A 22,680-nucleotide genomic window follows, 5' to 3' on the forward strand; every position below is an offset into this window, starting at 1 on the left:
CCCGACGGTAGGCGAGCATTGCGTCGACGACATAGTATCTTGCGTATGAAGCAAGACGGTGATCTCGACGCCCTGGTCCGGATGCGGATCCGCGGGCTGCGCACCGCGCTCGGCTGGTCCCTCGACGAGCTGGCCTCCCGGTGCTACCTCAGCCCGTCCACGCTGAGCCGCATCGAGACCGGGCACCGGCGCATCGCCCTCGACCAGCTCGCCCCGATCGCCCGCGCCCTGGGCACCACGCTCGACCAGCTCGTGGAGCCCGCCGACGACGGCGACGTGGTGATCCGGCCGCTGCGCGACGAGGCCCGCGGGCGCACCATGTGGCTGCTGTCGCGCGAGTCCGGGCCGACCGGCATGACGGTGGCCAAGCTGCGGCTCACCGCGACGCTCGCCGCCTCCGGCCCGCAGCGGGTGCACCCCGGGTGGGACTGGTTCACGGTGCTGTCCGGGACCGTCGCGCTGAGCCTCGGCGAGCGGACCATCCTGGTGCACGCCGGCGAGGCCGCCGAGTTCTCCACGATGATCCCGCACGCGTTCGGCGCGCACGACGGCCCCGCCGAGATCATCGGCATCCTGGACCACGAGGGCCGGCGCAGCCACCTGTCAGCCGAACCACTCCTTGGCGAGTAACTCGAAGGAGCGCACCCGGTCGGTGTGGTGGTACGTCATCGTGGTGACAAGCAGTTCGTCGGCCCCCGTCACCCGCTGCAACGTCCGCAGCCGCTCGGCCACGGTCGCGGGCGCACCGACGAACTGGGTCCGTACCCGGTCGGCCACCAGGTCACGGCCCCGCTGGTCCCACACGTGCGCGGCGGCCTGCTCCCGGGACGGGAACGGCACCGCCTCGCCGGTGGTGCGGATGCTGTGCACCCAGACGGCGAACGGCTCGGCGAGCTCCCGGGCCGTGGCGTCGTCCGGCGCGACCACCACGTCGGCCGACACCATCACGTGCGGTGCGGCCAGGGCCTTCGAGGGCCGGAACGCCGCCCGGTAGGCCGCGACCGCCTCGAGGACCGTGGCCGGGGCGACGTGGTAGTTCGCGGCGAACGGCAGCCCGCGCTCCCCGGCGGCCCGGGCGCTCTCCCCGCCGCTGCTGCCGAGCAACCAGATCTGCAGGTCGGCGCCCTCCCCCGGCACGGCCGACCCGGCGTTGCCGAGATCGTCGGTGATCGGGCCGGCCAGCAGCGCCTCGATCTGGTCGAGCGTCTCGGCGAACGGCGGCGTCTCGGCACCGGGCTGCCGCAGCAGGGGCATCAGCAGCTTCGAGCGCCCCGAGGCGTACAGCTTCACGAACGAGAACGGCTTCGGGATGAGCAGACCGTCGACGACGCGTTCCTCCGCGTCCGGCACGGGGGCGCGGGGCGCGGCCAGGGCCTCCTGCCGGCTCTGGCCGGAGCGGCCCAGACCGAGGTCGAACCGGCCCGGGTACAGCGCGTCCAGCAGGCCGAACTGCTCGACGATCGACAGCGGCGTCTGGTGCCCGGTCTGCACGGCGCCGGAACCGAGCCGGATCCGGTCGGTGGCCGCGGCGATCTGCCCGAGCAGCAGGGCGGGCTGCGAGCTGGCCACCCCGGCGGTGAAGTGGTGCTCGGCGACCCAGTAGCGGGCGTAGCCGGCGTCCTCCGCGTGCCGGGCCAGATCGATGCTGCGGTGCAGGGCGTCGCCGGTGGTGCCGCCGGCCACGACGTTGGCGAGATCCAGGATGGACAGCGGTACGGGCATCAGAATTCCCCTTCCAGGGGCCGGCTCGGGATCTCCCGGCGCAGTACGGGCGCGATGTCGCTCTGGAACAGTTCCAGTGTGGCCCAGTGTTGTTTCTCCGTCAGTCCGTCGCCGTCGGCGTGCAGGTGCATGACCTCGTGGCCGAGGACCGAGTGGTAACGCAGTACCTTCTCGGTGATCTGCGCGGGGCTGCCGATGAGGATCGAGCTGCGTGCGACGGCGTCCTCGAGGGTGGTGAAGACCGGTTCCACCCCGGCGCGCCGGAACGTGGCGAGCCGCTGCTCGAAGATCGGCCGGTACGTCTCGATCGCCTCCTGGGAGGTCTTCGCCGCGTAATAGCCCGCGCTGCCGGCGCCGACCAGGGCGTCGGCCGGGTCGTGCCCGTGGTGCCGCCAGCGGTCGCGGTAGTGGGCGACCAGTTCCGCGTACGGTTCGATCGGGTTGCTGACGTTGGCCGAGAACAGCGGGTCGCCGTACCGTGCGGCCAGCTCGACCGACTCGCGGCTGGTGGCGCTGCCGTGCCAGACCCGGATCGGCTGCTGCAGCGGGCGCGGCCAGGTCTCGGCGTCCACCAGCGGTGGCCGGAATCGCCCCGACCAGGTCACCTTCGGTTCGCGCCAGAGCCGGCGGAACAGCTCGTAACCCTCCCGGTTGCGGTCCCACTGGTCCTCGGCGGTGACGTGGAACAGCTTGGCCTGGGCGGCGCCGTTGCCCTTGCCGATGATCAGTTCGAGCCGGCCGTCCGAGAGGTTGTCGAGCGTGGCGTAGTCCTCGAACGCGCGCACCGGGTCGAGCAGGCTGAGCGTGGTGACCGCGGTGAACAGCCGGATCCTCGACGTCTTCGCGGCGATGTGGCTGAGCACCACCGGCGGCGAGGACGAGAGGAACGGGCGCTCGTGGCGCTCGCCCACGCCGTACCCGTCGAAGCCGAGCTCCTCGCCCAGCACGGCGTTGTCGACCACCTCGCGCAGGCGCGCCTGCGCCGTTGCCGCAGACGTGTGCGTGATCAGCGTGATGAGCAGGAACTTCATGCCAGCCCCAGGTGTCCGCGCAGCGTGGTGGTCGTGTACTCGGAACGAAGGACGCCGCGTTCGCGCAGCAGCGGCACGACCGTGTCCACGAAGTCGTCGAGCCCGCCCGGGGTCAGGTGCGGCACGAGGATGAACCCGTCGCACACGTCGGTCTGCACGTACTCGTCCATCTCGGCGGCGACCCGCGCCGGCGTGCCGATGAACGACTGCCGCCCGGTGACCTCGATGATCAGCTCGCGGATGCTGAGGTTCTTGCGCTCGGCGGTCGCGCGCCACTCCGCCGCCGTGGCCAGCCGGTCGGCGTGCTGCGCGGCCCGGCCCTGACTGATCGACTCCGCCTCCACCAGGGGTTCGACGGCGGGCAGCGGCCCCTGCGGGTCGTAGGCCGACAGGTCGCGGTTCCAGACCTGTTCCAGCAGCAGGATCGCGGTCTGCGGGCTGACCTGCTGACGCCGGATGTGGTGGGCCTTCTCCTGCGCGTCGGCCGCGCTGTCACCGAGCACGAACGACACCCCGGGGATGATCTTCAGGCTGTCCGGGTCGCGCCCGTGCCGGGCCACCCGGGCCTTGACATCGCGGTAGAACGCGCGGCCGTCCGCCGGCTCGTGGTGCCGGGAGAAGATCGCGTCGGCCTTCGCCGCGGCCAGCTCCCGGCCCTGCTCGGAGTCGCCGGCCTGCAGCACCACCGGGTGTCGCTGCGGGCTGCGCGGCACGCCGAACCGCCCGGAGATGCCGAACTGCGGCCCGGTGTGCGCGAACGAGCCGGTGTCGGCGAAGATCCCCGTGTCGCGGTCCGGTTCCAGCGCGGCCCACGAGTCCCACAGCTCCCGCGCGGTGTCGATGAATTCCCCGGCCCGGGTGTAGCGATCGGCGTGGTCGAGGAACCCGCCGCGCCGGAAGTTCTCGCCGAAGAACGCACCGGACGACGTGACCACGTTCCAGGCCGCCCGGCCCCCGGACAGGTGGTCCAGGCTGGCGAGCTGCCGGGCCAGTTCGTACGGTTCGTGGAACGTCGCGTTGAGCGTGCCGGCCAGGCCCAGCCGGGTGGTGACGGCGGCGAGCCCGGCCAGCACGGTGAGCGTGTCCGGGCGCCCCACCACGTCCAGGTCGTGGATCAGGCCGCGCTGCTCGCGCAGGCTCAGCCCCTCGGCCAGGAAGAAGAAGTCGAACGTGCCCCGCTCGGCGGTGCGGGCCAGGTGCGCGAACGAGCTGAACGCGATCTGGCTGCCGGCCGCCGGGTCGCTCCACACGGTCGTGTTGTTCACGCCCGGGAAGTGCGCGGCGAGGATGATCTGCTTAGGCAACGGGCACCTCGTAACGGTTGAGCGCGGGCGGCAGGCCGAGGCGGGACCGCAACGTGCCGCCCGGCTGCCGGGTGCGGAAGACCCCCCGGTCCTGCAGCACGGGTACCAGCAACCGGGTGATCGCCTCCAGGTCGTAGGGCAGCGCGCCGGGCCGCAACCGGAAGCCGTCCACGCCCGCCTCACGCCAGTCGAGCAGCAGGTCGGCGAGCTGTTCCGGGGTGCCGGTGAAGACCAGCGCGTCCGGCCGCCACGGGGAGCCGTGCAGCGTGTCGAGGCGGGTCCGGCGGTCCCACGCGGTGCCGGCGTGGTCGTCCAGGAACACCACGAGGTCCGCGAAGACCATCGGACCGGGCACCCGGGGCAGGATCGCGGCGACGTCGCCGGCGTCCGACGGGGTGACGAACACCAGGTCGGTGGAGCCGGCGGCGAACTCGTACGGCACCGCCGAGCGCGCGAGGGCGGCGACGACCGGGCGGCCCTGCGGCGGCCGGGGCACGATCGACGGCCCCTTCACCGAGAACCACTCCCCCACGAAGTCGACGTGGTGCAGCTTGTCCCGGTCGACATAGCGCCCGGTGGCGGCGTCGCGGATCACCGCGTCGTCGGCCCAGCTGTCCCAGAGCCGCCGGACCACCTCCACCGCGTCGGCGGCCTCGTCGTACAGCGCGGTGGCCGGGGCCCGCCCGAGCAGCCGGTCCTCGCCGGGCCGGTCGGACACCCGGACCTGCCACCCGGCCCGGCCCTCGCTCAGGTGGTCCAGCGTGGCCAGCGCGGTGGACAGGTGGAACGGCTCGGTGAACGTGGTGGTGGCCACCGGCACCAGCCCGATGTGCTCGGTCACCGGCGCGACCCGCGACGCGACCAGCACCGCGTCGAGGCGCCCGGTGAGCTCGCCCGGCTCGTCGCCGGGTGGCCCGAACGTGTCCTCGAACGTCACCAGGTCGATCAGCCCGGCCTGCGCCTCGCGGACCAGCGACACCCAGTACTGCGCACCGAACACGGCCGTCGCCGGGACCGGTGAGGTGCGCCAGGCCGCGGGGTGCCACCCGAGCCCGTCCAGCGCGACCGCGAGCGGGAACGGCGAGCTCATGTGGAGACCTCCAGCGTGGGGACCGCGGCCAGCAGCGCGCGGGTGTACTCGTGGACGGGCCGGGCGAAGACGTCCTCGACCGGGCCGTGCTCGACCACCCGGCCGCCGCGCATGACCAGGACCCGGTCGGCGAGGTGGCGGATCACGCCGAGATCGTGGGAGATGAACAGCAGGGCGGTGCCGTCGTCGCGGCGGATGCCGGCGAGCAGGTCGAGGACCTGGGCCTGCACGGAGACGTCGAGCGCGGAGACCGGTTCGTCGCAGATGATGAGGCTGGGCCGGGGTGCCAGGGCCCGGGCGATCGCGACGCGCTGCCGCTGCCCGCCGGAGAGCTGCCGGGGATAGCGGTCGAGCAATCCCGCGTCGAGGCCGACCCGCTCCAGCAACGGCTCCGGGGACTCGCCGCGGGGCAGCGCCTCGGCGACGATCGTGCGTACCGTCCAGCGGGGGTCGAACGACGAGAGCGGATCCTGCGAGATCAGCTGCATCCTGCGGCGCAGCGGGCGGCGCCGGCGTTCCGGGACACCGGACCAGGGCCGGTCCTCGAAGCGCACCGTCCCGCCGGTGGGCTCGGTCAGGCCGAACAGCAGCTGCGCGACGGTCGTCTTGCCCGAGCCGGACTCGCCGACCAGCCCGACGATCTCGCCCCGGCCGACGGTGAGGCCGACGTCGTCGACCACGGTCTGCCGGCCATAGGTCTTGCGCAGGCCGGTGGCGTCCACGACCAGGCCCTCGCGCGGTGCCGGCCGCGGACGGCGCTGCAGCGAGGCGGCCGCGACCAACGTCTTCGTGTACGGGTGCCCGGGCCCCGCCAGCAGCTCACCGGTGGGCCCGGCCTCGACGATCAGCCCGTCGTTCATGACCAGCACCCGGTCGGCGAGCCGGGCCACCACCGCCAGGTCATGGCTGATCAGCAGCAGGGCCTCGCCGGCCTCCTTGCGTTCGGCGAGCAGTCCGAGGATCTGCGCCTGCACGGTGACGTCCAGCGCGGTGGTCGGCTCGTCGGCGATGAGCAGCGGCGGCCGCCCGGCCAGCGCCGAGGCGATGAGCGCGCGCTGGCGCAGCCCGCCGGAGAGCTGGTGAGGGTACTGCCGCGCCCGGCGTCCCGGCTCCGGCACGTGCACCTCGGCCAGCAGCTCCTCAGGGGTCTCCCGGCGCCGGTGCACCCGCAGCGCCTCCCCGATCTCGGCGCCCACCCGGCGCAGCGGGTCCAGCGAGACCAGCGCGTCCTGCAGCACCAGCCCGGCGAACCCGCCGCGCAGCGCGCGCCACTGCCGGTCGCCGTAGCGGCGGGCGTCGTGCCCGCCCAGCTCCAGGCGCCCGGCGCGCACGTCCGAGCCGGGGCCGGCGAGACCCACGAGGGTACGGGCGGTGACGCTCTTGCCCGACCCGGACTCCCCCACGATCGCCACGCACTCGCCCGCCGCGACGGTGAACGAGATGCCCCGCACCGCGTGCACGGCACCGAAGCTCACGTGCAGGTCCTCGACGTCCACCAGGGTGCTCATCGCGGCTCCCGTCCCTCGAAGCGGTGCTGCAGGTGCCGGCCGGTGACGGTCAGCGCGACGACCGTGAGCGTGACCACCAGGCCCGGCAGGATCGAGGCCCACCAGGCGATCCGCAGGTAGCCGCGGCCGTCGTTGAGCATCGCGCCCCACTCCGGCGACGGCGGCTGCGGTCCCATGCCGAGGAAGCTGAGCCCGGCGGCGTACAGCACCGCCTCACCCAGCCCGATCATGGCGAGCACCGGGAGCGGGCCGAGCACGTTGGGCAGCACGTGCCGGGCCACCAGGCGGGTGCGCGACGCCCCGGACGCGACCGCCTGGGTGACGTACCCGGCGCGGCGCACCACGAACGTCTGGGCCCGGACCACCCGGGCGTAGTGCGGCAGCGTGGCGATGCCGATCGCGACGGTCAGCGCGAGCGTGCCCGGCCCGGCGACCGCGATGAACAGCAGCGCCAGCAGCAGCAACGGGAACGCCGACAACGCGTCGAAACCGCGGCTGAGCACCTCGTCGGCGTACCGGTGCGAGAGCCCGGCCAGCACGCCCAGCAGGATCCCGGCGGTGACCGCGATCAGCGTCGCGGTCACGCCGATCGACAGCGAGTGCCGGGCGCCCCAGACGACCCGGTCGAACACGTCGCGGCCGAGCTGGTCGGTGCCGAACCAGTGGCTGAGGCCGGGCGCCTGCAGCACGTGCGACGGGTCGGCGGCGAGCGGGTCGTCCCCGCCCAGCGACGACGGCCAGGCGACGGCGAGCACCACCACGGCCAGGAACGCTGCGGACAGCTTCATGGCGTCAGTCCCTTCTCAGCCGCGGGTCGACGACGAGGTACGCGAGGTCGGCGATCGTGTTCACCACGACGTACACGAACGCGGCCAGGACCACGACGGCCAGCACCACCGGCATGTCCTTGCTGTTCACGGCCGTCAGGGTGACCTGGCCGAGGCCGGGGCGCCCGAACACCAGCTCGATGATCACCGCGCCGCCGAGCAGCGCCCCGGCCAGCCAGCCGAGCAGCGCGACCGCCGGGAGCAGCGCGTGCCGCAGGGCGTGGCGCAGCAGGACCGCGCTCTCCCGCAGGCCCCGGGCCCGGGCGGTGACGGTGAACGGCTGGTCCAGGGCCCGGTCGAGGCCGTCGCGCAGCACCTGGGTCAGCACCCCGGCGACCGGCAGCGCCAGCGTCAGCGCGGGCAGCACCAGCGCGGCCCCGCCCCGGGCACCGGAGACCGGGAACAGCCCCAGCCGGAACGAGAACACGCTGAGCAGCACGATCCCGATGAGGAACGGTGGCGTCGAGACCAGCACCAGTTCGGCGGCCGAGCTGACCCGGCGCGCCCACGGCCGCCGGGTGGTCAGCGCCAGAGCGAACGCCAGCAGGATCCCGAGCACCGACGCGGCGAGCGCCAGCTGCGCCGTCGGCCACACCGGGCCACCGACGACCTCGCTCACCGGGCGCTGCAACAGGTACGACCGGCCGAGGTCACCGTGCGCGGCCCGCCACAGGTACGCGACGTACTGCACCACCGCGGGCCGGTCCAGACCCCATTCGGTGATGATCTGCGACCGGATCGCCGGGGTGTCCGCGCCGTCACCGACGATGGTGTCCACGGTGCTGCCCGGCGCGGCGAGCAGCACCAGGTACGCGGCGGTCGCGGCGGCCCACAGCACCACCACCCCGGCCCCGAGCCGGCGCAGCACCGCCCTCATCGCGCCAGCCAGACGCCGTACGCGCCGACCGGGACGCCCGCGGTGGGCTCGAAACCGAGACCACCGACGCTCCGGCTCGCCGCGATCTGGTCGGCCGGGGCGTACAGCGGCAGGATCAGCGCCTCGTCGGTGACGACCTTCGCCTGGACCTTCGTGTACGCCGCCAGCCGGGCGTCCACCGCGGTGCTCGACTGCCCCTGCTCGAGCAGCGCGTCCAGCGCGGCGTCCCTGACCCCGGTGCGGTTGATCGCCCCCTGCGAGCTGAGCAGCAGGTTCAGCGCCGCCCCGGCGTCGGTGTCGGCCCGCGAGTTGTCGAACACCTCGTAAGCGCCGTCGGTCAGCGCCTTCGTGGCGGTGCCCTGGTCCACGACGGCCACGTTCAGGTCGATGCCGGCACTCTGCTTGACCGCGGCCTGGATCGTCTGCGCCAGGATGTCGCGGCGGTCCCGGACGAACGGCGCGTTCTGCACGAGGCGTACGGTCAGTCGCCTGCCGTCCTTGGTCCGGAAGCCGTCGGCGTCGCGCCCGGTCCACCCGGCCTCGTCGAGCAACCGGTTGGCCCGCGCCGGGTTGTTGCCGTACGTGCCCTCCAGCGTCCGGTCGTAGAACGGGCTGGTCGGCCCGATCACGCTCCACGCCCGGGTGGCCGTGCCCCGGTAGACCGCGGTGAGCACGGTGTCCACGTCGACCGCGTCGCGGAACGCCTGGCGCACCCGCAGGTCGTCGAACGGCGCGTGCGCCACGTTGAGGTAGTACGAGTACGCCGAGCCGGAGTTGAGTCCCGTGGCGAACGTCAGCGCGGGGTCCCCGGTGATCAGCGCCTGGTCGGTCGCCGGCACCCCCTCGATGACCTGCACCTGCCCGGACGTCAGCGCCCCGACCCGCACCGACGACTCCTTCAGGAACCGGTACGTCACCTCGTCCAGGTAGGCGGGCCGGCTCCCCCAGTACCTCGGGTTGCGGGCGAAATGCACCTCCTGCCCGGAGATGTACCGGTCCAGCACGAACGGCCCGGTGCCGGCCAGCTCGGGCCCGCCGGCCTTGAGGTTCTTCGCCTGCGCCAGCGATCTCGGCGACACCACCGCACCCTGCGGCGACGCGATGAAGTCGAGCAGCAGCACGTCCGGGCGGGCCAGCCGGAACACCACCGTGCCGGGGTCGCCCACCTCGACCCCGGTCAGGTTCTTCAGCTGTACGGCGGCAACGGCCGGGGCGTAACCGGGCGCCCGGAGCTGGTCGATGTTCGCCTCGACCGCGGCGGCGTCGAAGGCCGTTCCGTCACTGAACAGGACTCCGGTACGCAGTTTGAACGTGTACGACTTCCCATCGGGCGACACCTCGTATCCGGTCGCGAGCCAGGGCAGGTAGCCGCCCTTCTCGTCGTGGGTGAGCAGGCCCTCGAACGTGTTCGCGACGAGCAGCCGGGCCTTGGCCTGGGCGTACTGGTGCGGGTTGAACGTGATCGGCTCGGTCTCCACGCCCCAGATCAGCGAGCCGCCGCTGACCGGCTGCCCGGCGCCGGCGGCGGTGCCGCCGGCGGAGTCGCAACCGGCGATGGCCATGGCTAGGGCGAGGACGACAGCGGCGCTCCTGCGGTTCATACCTAATTCCTATAGCTGAACTAGGATTACCGCAAGGCGCCGGGTTGGACTTTTTGTCCAGCACGAGTGCACCCCCATGGTGCGGACACTGTTCGCCCGCGCGCTGACAAGGGCACCATGCCGGGTTGGACACTTTGTCAAGGCGCTTCAGATAGTGCGATCTCCCAGCCCGGATCAAGGCTTCGCCGTCCGGCTGTTTCCGCATATCAGCGTCTATATTCACTGGTGCGTCAGCGAAAAGGCGGCCTCCGGGAGTGCTACGAACACTCACCGGAGGCCTCGATCGCCACCAGGAGGCGACCTGTCATGACCGTAACCAAGGAACGCTCGTCGCGCACGTACCCTCTCTCGGCGCCGGAGGCTGATCCCCGGTTCTCCGACGTTCTGATCGAGGTAATGGCCGACCTGCTCCACCATCACGGGTATCCGTACATCGAGGATGGTCCAGATCGCGAAGCGCTGACGGCCGCTCTGCACGGCTTCCTGTACCGCACCACGGTGCACAGCCCGGCCTAGCGCCGCCGCCGGATGGCCCGCCCGCCGGGCCGGGCCATCCGGCCACCCGCACCGGCCTCGTTGCCCGTGATCGGCGGGTGTGATTGGCTCTGGCGATGGCCAGAACCGTCATCCGTCGGGGCCCGCTCCTGGACGGTCTGGCTGTTCGCCGCTTTCACCCTGGTCTACCTGATCGTGGTGGGGCCCGCGTCTTCCTCAGACTGACTGCCGCGCGAGGATCTGACCGTGGGTACCGCCATCACGCTGTCACTGAACGGCATCGACATCGACTGGGGTCAGAACCGGCGGTGGAGAAATCACCACTGGCTCTTCCCACCGGGGAGTCTCACCGACGTCGACTACCGGTATGCCGCCGGCGTCGTCAAGACAAGGCCAGGATTTCAGACCACCCTGGACGAGGCTCTCTTCCGGCTCTGTCATCTCGGCTACTCCCATCAGGAGACGAAGACGACGTTCGACCATGCCGTGGCGCGCTGGAACCGGACTGCCGACCTACGGCTTTCCTTCGACGACTTTCATGCGGCCCTCACCGGCGTGGACTTCGCCTCGCTCACGCCGGCGGACCTCGCACCGTACATCTGGGATTTCCGGGCGTTCGTCGTGAGCCTGCTGGCCGCATGGGACTCGGACGACGCGCTGCTCGAGGAGTTCATCGCGAACCTCGACGTCACGCTCACCCTCCGCGTGCTGGCCGATCGCGTCGAAAGCCGTCCCCTGCCACTGAGTTGGCAACACCAGGACCTGATCGACAGCGGTTGGGCGACTCTCGACGACCTGACCGACATCGATCGGCAGACGTTCATCGTCAACCACACGACGATGTTCGGGCGCCTGCAGGATCACGCCGGTAGGACCGAGGTGAAGGCGTTCGACGACTGGCTCGTCGGCCACGGACTTGATCGGGCGACGCCATACTCGAAGATGAATCGGAACGGCACGGTGAGCCTTCAGCACATGACCCTTCCGGGTGCCGTCCGCAACATGATCCATCACCCGGAGAACCCACACAACTTCCTGTCCGACGACGATCTCCGCGAGAGCGTCGAGGCCCTTCTCACGGTCGCGAAGCGGCTCCCCGGACCGCTTCCCGGCCTGATGGAGGGCAGGCCCTCGGACTACATCGATGACTCGCCGAGGTAGCCGACCTCCGGGGAATGTGACGCGATGCGCACCGGGTAACCCCAGTGCCGCAGCACCTGGGCCATCTTGGCGGCGCCGGCCGGGTTCGCGGAGTGGATGGTGATGGCGCCGGGGCCGCGTACCCGGGCCGGGGGTTTCGCCGTTGATCGGGGTGACCGTGATCCGACGCCGCTGAAGCAGGTCCGCATGCCCCGCAATGTCACCACCGCCGTGGCCGGCGTGGTCATCACCGTGTGCGCCGTGGCAGCCGGGGCCGGTGCGGCGGTGCCGGGCAAACTTGGCACCAGGGACGGCTACGAGGATGCCGGCGGTCCCGTCTGGTACTGGCCGGTCTGGTTCCCGATCTTCGCCGTGGCCCTCGCCGCGACCGGAGTCTTCCTGGCCACCCGGCCCGCCGTCCACCGCCCGGCCGCCGCGGTGGCCGCCGTGCTGGCCGCTCAGATCGCCGGACGGGCCGTGGTCGGCGTCCGGGACTGGTTCAACGCCGACGGTGCCGGCGTGGTGGACATGAGCCAGCACGAGCTCGCGACCGTGGTGACCGTCGCCGCCGGAATCGCCCTGGCCGGGACCGTCGCCGCCTGCTTCGCGGTGGCCCTGCTGTGGCGGGAGCCGGCCCGCGGGTGGGCCGCTCTGCGTCCCCGGAGCCTGCGCCTGCTCGTGGCCGGCGCCGTGGTCGCCGTCGGGGTACCCGGTGTCATCGCCCTCGCCGGGAGTGACGCGATCATGCTCGCGGGGACCGTGGCCCTCACCGCCGCCCTGCCCTGGGGCGGCGGCCTCGCCGCGGCGGCGTGGCTCGGCCCGCGGGCCCGCAAGGTCACCGTCCGGACCGTGCTCGCCTGCGCGGCCACGACCGTGCTGACCTTTCCGGTCACCATGCTCTACCTCATGGTCAGCCACGGGTACGACGTGACGTCCCTGTTCAGCTGATCAGGACGCCGGGCCGTAGGAGTGCGGGGCGGTCAGCCACCGGCTCAGGTACCGGGAGTGGACGGTGCCGGTGAGCAGGCCGGTGAGGACCTCGGTGAAGCCGCCCTCGAAGCGTTCGAAGGCCGGGCCCCGTTCGCGCAGGACTACGGGGTGGTCAGCCGGGGCGACGCCCGGTCTGACGTGCCAGAAGAGGAAGTCACCGTTGGGCGTCGTACCCCAGGAGATCAGATCGTCGCCGGGCCGGAACCAGTCCGGCCGGTCGTCGCCCGCCCAGTGCGCCGGGTCACCCAGCGGCCAGGCCCCGGCCTGGAGGGAACTGTCGCCGAACCAGATCCGGCAGCTCTCCTGGGCCGTCTCGTTGTTCTCCAGCAGGTCGGTCCAGCCGGGGGTCGCGCCGGGTGCGCAGACCAGCAGGTGGTCGTCGATCGCACCGGGACCGTACGCGTCGACGAACCGTTTGTAGTCGCCGGGCAGGACGGCGCCGACGGCCGTTTCCACCGCGGTCCAGTCACCGGACCGCCGGTGCGATTCTTCGAGGGGTGGCAGCCGCAGCAGCTCGACAAGATCATGCACGAACCGATCGTGCCCGGGCCCGGCACGAACCGCCACCCTCATCAGGTTCGCGGGAGCGGTGCCGAGCTCGGCCCGCGGGACCGGGTCAGTCCCTGGGAAACGGTGACGCCGTAGCCTGCACGGGTGCGGATCACAACGCTCGGCCCGCTGGCCGTCGACGGGACGCCGGTGGGCGGCAAACGCCTGGCGGTGGTGGTCCGTGAGCTGGTCGCGGCGCGCGGGCGGGCGGTGTCCGCGGCGGCGCTGGCCGACGCGGTCTGGCAGGGCGACCCACCCGAGGACACCACCGGCGCGGTGCAGGCCCTGGTGTCACGGGTCCGGCGGCTGGGCGTGCCGGTCGTGGCGGTGCCCGGCGGCTACCGTACCCCCGCCGATGCGGTCGAGACCGACATCGGGGCGGCCCGCGAGCTCGCCGCCCGGGCCCGCGCCGCCCTGCGCGCCGGCGACCCGGCGGCCGCGCGGACGGCCGCCGACGCCGCGCGGGCGCTGTTCCCCGAGGTGCCCGACCTGACCGGCACCGAGGTGGCCCGGTTGTTCGCCGACGTCGCCGCGGTGCGGGCCGAGTGCGCCCTGGCCGGGGCCGGCGCCCACGAGCAGGACGACCTGCGGCGCCTGGCCGGTCGGACCCCGCCCGACGAACCCGCCGCGGCGCTGCTGGTGCGGGTGCTGGCCGCGCAGGGCCGCGACGCCGAGGCGCTCGACGTCGTGGCCCGCCTGCGCGCCGACCTGGCCGACCGCTACGGCACCGACCCCTCGCCGGTCGTCGCCGACGTGCACCTCGCCCTGCTGCGCGGCGAGCTGACCGGCACCGGGCCGCGGCGCGCCGTACGCTCGGTGATGCCGGCCTCGTGGCGACGGCCCGGCACCGTGCTGGTGGGCCGCGAGCGCGACGTGACCGCGGTCGGGTCCGCCCTGGCCACGGCGCCGCTGGTCACCGTCGTCGCGACCGGTGGCGCGGGCAAGACGCGACTCGCGGCCGAGGTCGCCCGGCGGGCCACCGGTGCCGTCCGCGTCGTCGAGCTGGCCGGTCTGCGGCTCCCCGAACAGGTCGCGCCGGCCGTGCTGACCGCGCTCGGCGGCAGCGAGACGACCACCGCGCTGGCCCCGGAACGCCGGGTCCTCAGCCCCCGCGACCGGCTGCGGGTGGCCGCGGCGGAGCTGGACGGGCTGGTCGTGCTCGACAACTGCGAGCACCTGCTCGACGCCGCCGCGGCCGTGGTCGCCGACCTGCTCGACGCCGCGCCCGACGTGGCCGTGCTCGCCACCAGCCGGGCCCCGCTCGGGCTGGCCGGGGAGGTCGTGCACCGCCTCGCGACGCTGCCCGACGACCAGGCCCTCGCCCTGCTGGAGGCCCGGGCCCGGGCGGGCGGCGCGATGTCCGCCTGGGACACCGGGCGGGCGCTGCGGGTGTGCCACCACCTCGACAACCTGCCGCTGGCGCTGGAACTCGCCGCGGCCCGGTTGCGGCACATGCCGATCGACGACGTGCTGGCCGGACTGAGCGACCGGTTCACGCTGCTCGACGCCGCGCTGCGCGGGCTGCCCGACCGGCACGCCGGCCTGTGGGCGATGGTGGACTGGAGCCGGGAGCTGCTCGCCGGCGACGAACGCGAGCTGCTGCAACGGCTCGCGGTGATCCCCGCGCCGTTCACCGCCGCGACGGCCGCCGCGGTGGCGGGCCGCCCGGACGTGCGCCGGGGACTGGCCGTGCTGGTCGAGCAGTCGCTGCTGGTGATCGAGGACGGTGCCGGCCCGCCGCGCTACCGGATGCTGGAGACCGTCCGGGAGTACGGCGAGGCCCGGCTCGGCGACCGTGCCCCCGCGATGACCGGGCTGGTGTCCTGGGCCCGGGCGCTCGCGGTCGGCCTGTCCGCCGACATCGTCGGGCCCCGCCAGCTGGAGACGATCGGCGTCGTCGCCCGCGAGCAGGAGAACCTGCTCGCGGCGCTGCGCTGGGCGCTGGACACCGGTGACGAACCGGCCGCGGTGGACCTGGCCGCCGCGCTGTTCTATCCGGCCATGATCCGCGGGCTGCACCTCGAGGTCAGCGCGTGGGGCGGGGCGCTGCTGCACGCCGGTGACCCGGTGGCCCGCAGCCGGTCCGCCCTGCTGCGCGGCGAGGGCGCCGACGCCGACCGGATCGCCCTGGTCAGCCTGCTGATCGGGGTCAACGCCGGCATCACCGGACCGATGCGCCTCACGGTGCTGGCGAACCGCACGCTGCGCGCGGTGCTCAGCAACCGGGCGGCCGGGATATCCCCACGCAACACCGCGCTGGCCGGGGTGCTGCCGCTGATGCGCGACCTCCATTCCGGCCAGGCGCGGGCCGGTGTCGACGGGCTGCTCGCGCACGACGACCCGTACGTGCGGGCCTTCGGTCTGTTCGCCCGGTCGGCGATCCGGGAGAGTATGGACGGCGCCAGGGTGTTCGAGGACGCCGAGGAGGCGTACGACTGCTTCGAGGCCGCCGGTGACCACTGGGGCATGGGGATGGCCGCGCAGGGGGCCGGCAACTCGGTCGACGCGCGCACCGCCGGGACCGCCGTCGCGTGGCTGGCCCGCAGCGTGCGCCACATGGAACTGATCGGCGCGGACCCGGAGGCCCGCTCGGTGCGGGTGCTGCTCGACACCCAGCTGGCCCTGGACGGCGACGCCGGCGCCGAACGCCGCCTGCACGACACCGCGGTGAGCGGCCAGGCCCAGGAATGGGACCACGCGCAGGCCCACCTGGGTCTCGCGAACCTCGCCTGGCAGCGCGGCGACCCGGCCACAATGCTGCGCCGCGCCGCCGAGATCGCCCGGGCCGCCCACCACCTCACCGACCCGCAGCCGCACCAGCGGGTCCTGCTGCGCGTCGCCGCCGCCGTCCTGCACCTGGCCGCCACCACCGGCCGGCCGCCGGCCGCCGCGGCGGCGTTGCTCATCCGGGCCCGCGACGACATCAGCGGCGGGCACGACCTGTCGCTGCTGGGCGCGTGGGCGATCGGTGGGGCCCTGCTGGCCGAGCGCCGGGGCGGGCACGACACGGCCCGGGAGCTCTGGGCCCTCGGCATCCGCACCGGCGCCGCGCTGACGACCATGTTCGCCCCGGCCGAGTTCGCCCACCTGACGGCACCGCTGACGGGTGGCGGCCACGACGGGTACGGCCCGGGCACCACCGCACGCATCGACGCGCTGATGGCCACCGTCACCGGAAGCAGTCGCCCGGCGTGATGTCGGTCGCGAACCGCTCGGTGAGCTTCATCGACGACCGGAACAGGACCGACACTCCGGCCCGGTCCGCGCAGCTCAGGACGCGGGAACACCGTCGAACGTCGGTGGCACGGTCAGCCACGTCGCCCGGCCGACCGGCCAGAAGACCGTGAAGGCACGGCCCACGACGGAACCCGCCGGGATCGTCGCCTCCTCAATGTTCTGACTGGCCTGCCAGTGCGCCAGCGAATCGGCGGACTGTTCACGATGGTCACCCATCACCCAGATCCGGCCATCGGGCACGGTGACGTCGAACGGCGCGCTCGCGGCGGCGTTCGGCACCCCGTCGGCACCCCGGAAGATGTACGGCTCGTCGAGCGCGTGCCCGTTGACCATGATGCGGTCCGCGGCGTCGCAGCACTGCACATGATCGCCGCCGACCCCGATGACCCGCTTGATGAAATCCTCGCCCTCGTCACCGGTCTGCCACCGCCGGGGCGCCTCGAAGACGATGATCTCCCCGTCGCGGGGGTCGCGGAAGTCGTAGACCAGCTTGTTGACCAGCACCTTGTCGTCGATGTCGAGCGTGTGCTGCATCGAGGGCGAGGGGATGAAGAACGTCTGCAGCACGAACGTCCGCACGAGGACGGCGACCAGGATCGCCACCCCGACCAGGATCGGCAGCTCACGCCAGAACGACCCACGACGTTTCCCGGTCTGCTCGTCAATCACGCCCGGAGCCTACGCGCCCGCTTCAACGCGCCGGCGCCGTGAGGCCGGCGCCGGTCAGCCCGGAGCGTCCAGCCGTCCCCCCACGTAGGGTTGGTGGTATGACGCCAGCAGCCCCCGCCACCGCCTTCGACGCGCTGCGCCAGGACGCCGTGTCCGACCTCGAGACGCTGCGCGACGTCTACGCGCTCCCCGGCGACGCGGCCGTGCGCAAGCAGATGACCGAGCTCACCGAGCAGACCAGGCGGTTGATCGGCTGTGCGTCCCTGGTCCTGGTCGCCAGCGTGGACGCCGAGGGCAACTGCGACGTCTCCCCGCGCGGCGGCCCGGCCGGCTTCGTCGCCGTCCTGGACTCCCGGACGGTGGCGATCCCGGACGCGACCGGCAACAAACGCCTCGACACCCTGCAGAACGTCGTCGCGACCGGGCGGGCCGGGCTGATGTTCGTCATCCCCGGACGCGCCACGACGCTGCGGCTGAACGGCCGGGCCTGCGTCTCCACCCGCCCCGAGCTGCTGACGCGGCTGACCGCCGTGGGCAAGCCCCCGGCCAGCGCGCTGGTGGTCGGGATCGAGGAGGTGTACCCGCACTGCCCCAAGGCGTTCCTGCGCAGCGGCACGTGGAAGCCGGAGCAGTGGCTGCCGGCCGACGCCCAGCCGACGTCGGCCGAGGTGACGCTCGCCCAGCTGCGGATGCCGGACCTGACCATCGCCGCCATCGAGCAGACCGAGGCGGACGCGCTGAGATACCGATACGAATGACCCGCCAGGTCCTGCTCCTGCAGGGCGCCCGGGCGATCGAGGCGATCGAGGCGCTCGAGGCGGTCTAGGCGATCGAGGCGACCCGGGCCCGATCAGGCCGGTAGCCCGGGCGCCAGCTCCACGAGCCGCGACACCGAGCTGCGCAACGACGCTTGGCAGCCTTCGCGGCGCTGTCGTACCTCAGCCACGGGGGAACCCGGGGGGAAATCGATCCGGATGTCCTGTGGGACCCGGCAGGAATCCGGCCCGAGCGGGTCGATCGTGAGGCCCACGTACGCCGGGAGCTCGTAACCCATCCCCACGGTCACCGCACGCCGGCCGGCTTCGAACTCGACGACCTCGATCGCGCTGGCCCACCGGACGTCCCCGTCCTGATGGATGAAGACCTGGATCTCGCCGAGGCCCTCCGGGCTGCCGGGCAGGGTCACCCCGCTCTCGGTGTCGTCCTGCAGCTCGACGGACGACGCCGCGGACGCCATGAACGCCCACATGACCTCGGCGCTGCGCGGAAGCTCCACAGAGGATGACTCCGCAACCCGGACATGCTTGGTGGTGACCCGGAAAACCGAGAAGAATTTCAGCACGCCCGCATGATCGCAGACCCGGGGCACTATACAGATTTCGCTGAATACAGCGATGACTGTATAGTTGGGTCATGGAGACGGTGACACCCGGCCAGATCCTTGCCCGCTTCGGCCACGCCCTGTCCGACCCCACCCGGGCGCGGCTGCTGCTCGCCCTGCGTGACGCACCCGGCTACCCGGCCGAGCTGGCCGACCTGATCGGTGTCACCCGGCAGAACCTGTCGAACCACCTGGCCTGCCTGCGCGGCTGCGGCCTCGTCGTCGCCGTCCCCGAGGGCCGGCGCACCCGGTACGAACTCACCGACACCCGCATCCGGCACGCCCTGGACGACCTGCTCGGCCTCGTGCTGGCCGTCGACCCGGCGGCCTGCCCCGACGCCGCCGGCCAGGACTGCTGCTGATGAGCCTTCCGCCGCTCCCCCTCGCCGCAGCCGCGCCCGGGCGCCGCGCGGTGCTGACCCGCCGGATCCGCCGGCTGGTCGCCGCCACGATCGCCTACAACATCGTCGAGGCCGTCGTCGCGATCAGCGCGGGCACCGCCGCCTCCTCGACCGCCCTGCTCGGCTTCGGCCTCGACTCGGTCATCGAGGTGTCCTCCGCCGCGGCGGTCGCCTGGCAGTTCGCCGGATCCGATCCCGGGAAGCGGGAGAAGACCGCCCTGCGCGTCATCGCCATCTCGTTCTTCGCCCTCGCCGCCTACGTCAGCATCGAATCGGTGCGTGCCCTGCTCGGCGGCACCGACGCGGCACCTTCCACGACCGGCATCGTCCTGGCCGCCGTCTCCCTGGCCGTGATGCCCGGCCTGTCCTACGCCCAGCGCCACGCCGGTCGCGAGCTCGGCTCCCGCACCGCCGTCGCCGACTCGAAGCAGACCCTGCTCTGCACCTACCTGTCCGGCGTCCTGCTGGCCGGCCTCCTGGTCAACAGCCTGTTCGGCTGGAGCTGGGCCGACCCGATCGCCGCACTGGCAATCGCCGCCGTAGCAATCAAAGAAGGCCGCGAAGCCTGGCAGGGCAACCTCTGCTGCCCACCCCCGCCCACCGGCGAGGGCACGCCCCTGCCCCGGCCCGGCAGCTGCGCCGGCGCCTGCTGCACAAAACAGCCTGACGATCTCGCCCCACCTCGGCAGTGACCCCCACCCAGCGCGAGCGAAGCGCCGTCAGTAGTCCTCCACCAGCACCCGGGTGAAGTAGTCGGCAAGGTTGACCGCGACCGGGATCCGCTCATCGGTGTCCCGGTCCCAGATCAGGATATGAGCCGGACTCATCGCGTCGTAAGCGACAAGATCCTTGCCCCCACCACTGTCCCCGAAGAACAGCAGAGCCTCACGATCCTTCAACGCCGGCAGATCCCGCAGCTCCTCGTTGTCGTGCACGATGCGCGAGATCGGCCACACCAGCGCCTGCCCGTCGGGGTCGCGGATGCCGTCCGTGTCGGTCAGCAGCGACACCAGGTCGGGTGGCAGCGGCCGGCCGAGCCGGTCGGTGGCCGTGCCGAGCGCGGCCGGTGGCGCACCGTCGGTGAGCTCGGCGGACGGGAGTACCGCGAGGACCACATCGCGCCAGGAGACGGCCAGCATAGTTCGCATCCTACGAGAGCCAGGGGCGCGAAGGATTGTTGCGCACAGGTAAAAGTCTGCGGTCACCATTGACCCTCGACAGTGGATCACCTGAAGCTGTCACCACGCAGCGACTCAAGGTGGTGGCGGGAGCTGAATCCCAGCGGGTACGACGTGGTCATCGTGGGCGGTGGGACCGCGGGTGCGGTGGTCGCCTCCCGTCTCTCCGCCGATCCGGGTGTCCGGGTCTGCCTGATCGAGGGTGGGCCGTCCGATGTCGGTGACGACCGGGTCCTGCAGCTCCGGAACTGGATCAACCTGCTGGAGACGGAGTTCGACTACGACTATCCGACGGTGCCGCAGCCGCGGGGCAATTCGCACATCCGGCATTCGCGGGCGAAGGTGCTGGGCGGGTGTTCGTCGCACAACACGATGATCAGTTTCCTGCCGCCGGCCGCGGATTTCGCCGACTGGGTGGCCGCCGGGGCCGCCGGCTGGTCGTACGAGCGGATGCTGCCGTACTGGGAGCGGCTCGCCATCTCCATCGTGCCGGTCGTCGAGCGTAATCAGCTGGCCGTGGATTTCATCGCGTCCTGCCACACCGCGCTGAAGGTGCCGGTCCGCGACGATTTCAACGCGGAGCCGTTCGTGGACGGCACCGGGTTCTTCCCGGTGGGCTACCACCCGGACACCGGGGTGCGGTCGTCGTCGTCGGTGGAGTATCTGCACCCCTACCTGGACCGGCCGAACCTGACCGTGCTCACCGACACGTGGGCGTACCGGCTGGAGACCTCCGGCGACCGGGTGACCGGGGTCCGGGTCCGGCGGGACGGGAGAACCGAGACCATCACCGGCGACGAGTACGTGCTGAGCGCCGGCGCGATCGACACCCCGCGCCTGCTGCTCCTGTCCGGGATCGGGCCGGCCGCCGACCTGGAGGCGCTGGGCATCGAGGTGGCGGCGGACGTGCCCGGGGTGGGGGCGAACCTGCTCGACCACCCGGAGTCGCTGATCCTGTGGGAGGCGTCGCGGCCGGTGCCGCCGGAGTCCGCGATGGACGCCGACGCCGGGTTGTTCGTGCGCCGTGACCCGGACGGGGACCGCCCCGACCTGATGTTCCACCTCTATCAGCTCACCTTCACCGTCAACACCGAACGCCTGGGGTACGACGTCCCGGCGCACGGTTTCGCGATGACGCCGAACGTGCCCCGCCCCCGCAGCCGGGGCCGGTTGTGGCTGACCGACGCGGATCCGGACACCAAACCGGCGCTGGATTTCGGGTATTTCACCGACCCGGACGGTTACGACGAGCAGACCGTGGTGGACGGGTTGCGGCTGGCCCGCGAGGTCGCCGCGACCGAGCCGTTCGCGTCCTGGATCACCCGGGAGATCGCGCCGGGTCCGGAGCTGCAGAGCGACGAGGAGCTCTCCGCGTACGGGAGGGCCGCGCACCACACGGTGTATCACCCGGCCGGGACGTGCCGGATGGGCGCGACCACCGACGAGCTGGCCGTGGTCGACCCGGCGCTGCGGCTGCGCGGTTTCGCCAATGTGCGGATCGCGGACGCCTCGGTCTTCCCGACCATGACCTCGGTCAACCCCGTGGTCGCCGTGCTGATGATCGGCGAGAAGGCCGCCGACCTGATCAGGGCCGACCGCACCGACTGATCCGACCACCTATCCCGAGGGACCGGACATGCCCACCACCATCGCCGTGGACCACCTGTGGAAAGTGTTCGGCCCGAAACCGCAGCGGGTGCCCGGCTCCGAGCTGGCCGCGCTGTCCCGGGCCGAGCTGCGCGAGAGGACCGGCAATGTGGCCGCCGTCCGTGACGTGAGCTTCGACGTCGAGCGGGGTGAGGTCTTCGTGGTCATGGGCCTGTCCGGCAGCGGCAAGTCCACCCTGGTGCGCTGCCTGACCCGGCTGATCGAGCCGACGTCGGGCGAGATCAGCATCGACGGGGAGCCGGTGCGGGCGATGAACCCGAAACGCCTGCGGGAGCTGCGCCGGCACCGGGTCGCCATGGTCTTCCAGCATTTCGGCCTGCTGCCGCACCGCCAGGTCATCGACAACGTCGCGTACGGCCTGGAGATCCAGGGCACCGCGAAGGCCGACCGCCACCGGCGGGCCGGTGAGGTCCTGGACCTGGTCGGGCTGGCCGGGCACGAGCACCAGTACCCGGATCAGCTGTCCGGCGGCATGCAGCAGCGGGTGGGGCTGGCCCGGGCGCTGGCCACCGATCCGGCGGTGCTGCTGTTCGACGAGCCGTTCAGCGCGCTCGACCCGCTGATCCGCCGCGACATGCAGGCCGAGGTGCGCCGGCTGCACGCCGAGGTCGGCAGGACGATGGTCTTCATCACCCACGACCTGTCCGAGGCGCTGACGCTGGGCGACCGGATCGCGGTGCTGCGCGACGGCGAGCTGGTGCAGCTCGGCACACCGGAGGAGCTCGTCGGGGCGCCCGCCGACGGTTACGTGGCGGATTTCGTCCGGGACGTGCCGCGCGCGGACGTGCTCAGCGTGCGGTGGATCGCCCGCCCGGTGACCGCGGCCGACGAGCCGACCGGCGAGCCGCTGCCCGGGACCATGCTGATCCGCGATGCCATCCCGCTCATCCTGCACGCCGGCGGCCCCCTGCGCGTCGGCGACAAGGTGGTCGGCGTCGACGAACTGCTGCCGATCATCGCCGGACACCATGATCGGGTCGCGGCATGACCGCGGCACGGTGCGGCTTGCCGC

23 protein-coding genes are annotated in these 22,680 nt (G+C 72.5%); 10 read left to right on the forward strand and 13 right to left on the reverse strand.

Features of this window, described 5'->3' with window-relative positions; all coding sequences use genetic code 11:
* The first annotated feature begins 45 nt into the window (after positions 1-45).
* Positions 46-630, forward strand: a complete 585-nt coding sequence (locus tag ACIA6A_RS00800) for an XRE family transcriptional regulator (RefSeq protein ID WP_396095250.1) — start codon at positions 46-48, stop codon at positions 628-630.
* Here ACIA6A_RS00800 and ACIA6A_RS00805 read toward each other — a convergent pair.
* The 8 genes from ACIA6A_RS00805 to ACIA6A_RS00840 are packed head-to-tail and all read right to left on the reverse strand — an operon-like array spanning position 604 to position 9,960.
* Positions 604-1,722 carry an LLM class flavin-dependent oxidoreductase gene (locus ACIA6A_RS00805; RefSeq protein WP_396095252.1) on the reverse strand — a complete coding sequence of 373 codons (1,119 nt, stop codon included), beginning with the start codon at positions 1,720-1,722 and terminating at the stop codon, positions 604-606. The two genes, ACIA6A_RS00800 and ACIA6A_RS00805, sit on opposite strands and share 27 nt — an antisense overlap.
* On the reverse strand, positions 1,722-2,753 hold the full coding sequence (locus tag ACIA6A_RS00810; RefSeq protein ID WP_396095253.1) for an LLM class flavin-dependent oxidoreductase: 1,032 nt from the start codon (positions 2,751-2,753) through the stop codon (positions 1,722-1,724). The genes ACIA6A_RS00805 and ACIA6A_RS00810 overlap by 1 nt, the downstream gene beginning before the upstream one ends.
* Complete coding sequence (locus ACIA6A_RS00815) at positions 2,750-4,057, reverse strand: NtaA/DmoA family FMN-dependent monooxygenase (RefSeq protein ID WP_396095254.1); 1,308 nt, start codon at positions 4,055-4,057, stop codon at positions 2,750-2,752. Before ACIA6A_RS00815 ends, ACIA6A_RS00810 begins: the two co-directional genes overlap by 4 nt.
* On the reverse strand, positions 4,050-5,147 hold the full coding sequence (locus ACIA6A_RS00820) for an LLM class flavin-dependent oxidoreductase (RefSeq protein ID WP_396095255.1): 1,098 nt from the start codon (positions 5,145-5,147) through the stop codon (positions 4,050-4,052). The genes ACIA6A_RS00815 and ACIA6A_RS00820 overlap by 8 nt, the downstream gene beginning before the upstream one ends.
* On the reverse strand, positions 5,144-6,655 hold the full coding sequence (nikE, locus tag ACIA6A_RS00825; RefSeq protein WP_396095257.1) for a nickel ABC transporter ATP-binding protein NikE: 1,512 nt from the start codon (positions 6,653-6,655) through the stop codon (positions 5,144-5,146). The genes ACIA6A_RS00820 and nikE overlap by 4 nt, the downstream gene beginning before the upstream one ends.
* On the reverse strand, positions 6,652-7,443 hold the full coding sequence (locus tag ACIA6A_RS00830; RefSeq protein WP_396095258.1) for an ABC transporter permease: 792 nt from the start codon (positions 7,441-7,443) through the stop codon (positions 6,652-6,654). Before ACIA6A_RS00830 ends, nikE begins: the two co-directional genes overlap by 4 nt.
* Before the next feature lie 4 nt (positions 7,444-7,447).
* Positions 7,448-8,359, reverse strand: coding sequence for an ABC transporter permease (locus ACIA6A_RS00835; protein WP_396095259.1), 912 nt, complete (start codon positions 8,357-8,359; stop codon positions 7,448-7,450).
* Positions 8,356-9,960 carry an ABC transporter substrate-binding protein gene (locus ACIA6A_RS00840; protein ID WP_396095260.1) on the reverse strand — a complete coding sequence of 535 codons (1,605 nt, stop codon included), beginning with the start codon at positions 9,958-9,960 and terminating at the stop codon, positions 8,356-8,358. Before ACIA6A_RS00840 ends, ACIA6A_RS00835 begins: the two co-directional genes overlap by 4 nt.
* A 306-nt stretch (positions 9,961-10,266) precedes the next feature.
* On the opposite strand from ACIA6A_RS00840, the gene ACIA6A_RS00845 reads away from it, so the two are divergent.
* On the forward strand, positions 10,267-10,476 hold the full coding sequence (locus ACIA6A_RS00845; RefSeq protein ID WP_396095261.1) for a hypothetical protein: 210 nt from the start codon (positions 10,267-10,269) through the stop codon (positions 10,474-10,476).
* A 225-nt stretch (positions 10,477-10,701) separates the two neighbouring features.
* Positions 10,702-11,616, forward strand: a complete 915-nt coding sequence (locus ACIA6A_RS00850) for a HEPN/Toprim-associated domain-containing protein (protein ID WP_396095263.1) — start codon at positions 10,702-10,704, stop codon at positions 11,614-11,616.
* Here the strand turns inward: ACIA6A_RS00850 and ACIA6A_RS00855 are convergent.
* Positions 11,592-11,804 carry a hypothetical protein gene (locus ACIA6A_RS00855; RefSeq protein ID WP_396096479.1) on the reverse strand — a complete coding sequence of 71 codons (213 nt, stop codon included), beginning with the start codon at positions 11,802-11,804 and terminating at the stop codon, positions 11,592-11,594. The genes ACIA6A_RS00850 and ACIA6A_RS00855 overlap by 25 nt on opposite strands.
* Here ACIA6A_RS00855 and ACIA6A_RS00860 point away from each other — a divergent pair.
* Positions 11,803-12,543, forward strand: coding sequence for a hypothetical protein (locus tag ACIA6A_RS00860; RefSeq protein WP_396095264.1), 741 nt, complete (start codon positions 11,803-11,805; stop codon positions 12,541-12,543). The genes ACIA6A_RS00855 and ACIA6A_RS00860 overlap by 2 nt on opposite strands.
* Here the strand turns inward: ACIA6A_RS00860 and ACIA6A_RS00865 are convergent, their stop codons facing one another.
* On the reverse strand, positions 12,544-13,116 hold the full coding sequence (locus tag ACIA6A_RS00865) for a hypothetical protein (RefSeq protein ID WP_396095265.1): 573 nt from the start codon (positions 13,114-13,116) through the stop codon (positions 12,544-12,546).
* Positions 13,117-13,239: 123 nt separating this feature from the next.
* Here ACIA6A_RS00865 and ACIA6A_RS00870 point away from each other — a divergent pair, with 123 nt between their 5' ends.
* Positions 13,240-16,329 (forward strand): ATP-binding protein, encoded by a 3,090-nt coding sequence (locus ACIA6A_RS00870; RefSeq protein WP_396095266.1) that lies wholly within the window; start codon positions 13,240-13,242, stop codon positions 16,327-16,329.
* A gap of 75 nt (positions 16,330-16,404) precedes the next feature.
* Here the strand turns inward: ACIA6A_RS00870 and lepB are convergent, their stop codons facing one another.
* Positions 16,405-17,040 (reverse strand): signal peptidase I, encoded by a 636-nt coding sequence (gene lepB / locus ACIA6A_RS00875; protein ID WP_396095267.1) that lies wholly within the window; start codon positions 17,038-17,040, stop codon positions 16,405-16,407.
* 98 nt (positions 17,041-17,138) lie between these two features.
* On the opposite strand from lepB, the gene ACIA6A_RS00880 reads away from it, so the two are divergent.
* Complete coding sequence (locus ACIA6A_RS00880; RefSeq protein WP_396095268.1) at positions 17,139-17,798, forward strand: MSMEG_1061 family FMN-dependent PPOX-type flavoprotein; 660 nt, start codon at positions 17,139-17,141, stop codon at positions 17,796-17,798.
* A gap of 92 nt (positions 17,799-17,890) precedes the next feature.
* Here ACIA6A_RS00880 and ACIA6A_RS00885 read toward each other — a convergent pair whose 3' ends face one another.
* Positions 17,891-18,316 carry a hypothetical protein gene (locus tag ACIA6A_RS00885; protein WP_396095269.1) on the reverse strand — a complete coding sequence of 142 codons (426 nt, stop codon included), beginning with the start codon at positions 18,314-18,316 and terminating at the stop codon, positions 17,891-17,893.
* A gap of 137 nt (positions 18,317-18,453) precedes the next feature.
* Between ACIA6A_RS00885 and ACIA6A_RS00890 the strand changes: the two genes are divergently transcribed.
* A complete protein-coding gene (locus tag ACIA6A_RS00890; protein WP_396095270.1) occupies positions 18,454-18,783 on the forward strand; it encodes an ArsR/SmtB family transcription factor in 330 nt (109 codons plus the stop codon).
* Positions 18,783-19,514: a cation transporter gene (locus ACIA6A_RS00895; RefSeq protein ID WP_396095271.1), complete on the forward strand. Its 732-nt coding sequence runs from the start codon at positions 18,783-18,785 to the stop codon at positions 19,512-19,514. Before ACIA6A_RS00890 ends, ACIA6A_RS00895 begins: the two co-directional genes overlap by 1 nt.
* 27 nt (positions 19,515-19,541) lie before the next feature.
* On the opposite strand, the gene ACIA6A_RS00900 is transcribed toward ACIA6A_RS00895, so the two are convergent.
* Complete coding sequence (locus tag ACIA6A_RS00900; protein ID WP_396095272.1) at positions 19,542-19,961, reverse strand: SMI1/KNR4 family protein; 420 nt, start codon at positions 19,959-19,961, stop codon at positions 19,542-19,544.
* A gap of 81 nt (positions 19,962-20,042) precedes the next feature.
* Here ACIA6A_RS00900 and ACIA6A_RS00905 point away from each other — a divergent pair, with 81 nt between their 5' ends.
* Together ACIA6A_RS00905 and ACIA6A_RS00910 are read left to right on the forward strand one after the other, a co-directional pair.
* The gene (locus ACIA6A_RS00905) at positions 20,043-21,608 is read left to right on the forward strand and encodes a GMC family oxidoreductase (protein WP_396095273.1); all 1,566 of its coding nucleotides are present in this window, start codon (positions 20,043-20,045) and stop codon (positions 21,606-21,608) included.
* Positions 21,609-21,636: 28 nt separating this feature from the next.
* Positions 21,637-22,656 carry a glycine betaine/L-proline ABC transporter ATP-binding protein gene (locus tag ACIA6A_RS00910; protein WP_396095274.1) on the forward strand — a complete coding sequence of 340 codons (1,020 nt, stop codon included), beginning with the start codon at positions 21,637-21,639 and terminating at the stop codon, positions 22,654-22,656.
* Positions 22,657-22,680 lie beyond the last annotated feature (24 nt).

This window comes from Actinoplanes sp. NPDC051494, assembly GCF_044454705.1.
Lineage (GTDB): Bacteria > Actinomycetota > Actinomycetes > Mycobacteriales > Micromonosporaceae > Actinoplanes.